Source organism: Abyssibacter profundi, from assembly GCF_003151135.1.
Classification (GTDB): domain Bacteria; phylum Pseudomonadota; class Gammaproteobacteria; order Nevskiales; family OUC007; genus Abyssibacter; species Abyssibacter profundi.
Window position 1 is genome coordinate 1 of the sequence record NZ_QEQK01000046.1, and the last position, 377, is coordinate 377.

Below are 377 nucleotides of genomic sequence, written 5' to 3' on the forward strand. Positions count from 1 at the left end.
TCGCCCAGCTCGCCCAGGCGATCCGAGCCAGCTTGTTGGCCACGGCACAGGCCGCTTTGTTGTGATTGGATCGCGCCTGCACGCCCAGCGCCCAGTGCTGGAGCGGGCTCAGGGGTCTGCCCGCGTTCTGGTTGCGCCTAGCACTGAGCAAAACCGTTCTCGCCCCGTGGATGAGCAGCGTTCTAACGTACTTGTCGCCACGCTGTCACCGGACACCCGAAACTGACCCAGGTCGTGTCCCCGGACGTGGTGTAAGAGTGGCCACCGTGCCCCGCGGTAATCTGAGGTTTCTTGACGACCTTAGACAACCGAAAGAGGGACACGATGACCGACGACAGGATGGCGCTGCGCGCGCTGCTTGAAAAGGGTTCTCACGC

At 63.1% G+C, this 377-nt stretch carries 1 pseudogene; it reads right to left on the minus strand.

What is annotated here, in order from left to right:
• Window positions 1–205, minus strand: a pseudogene (locus DEH80_RS17655) (IS110 family transposase); the annotation flags it as partial.
• Between the last annotated feature and the right edge of the window lie 172 nt (window positions 206–377).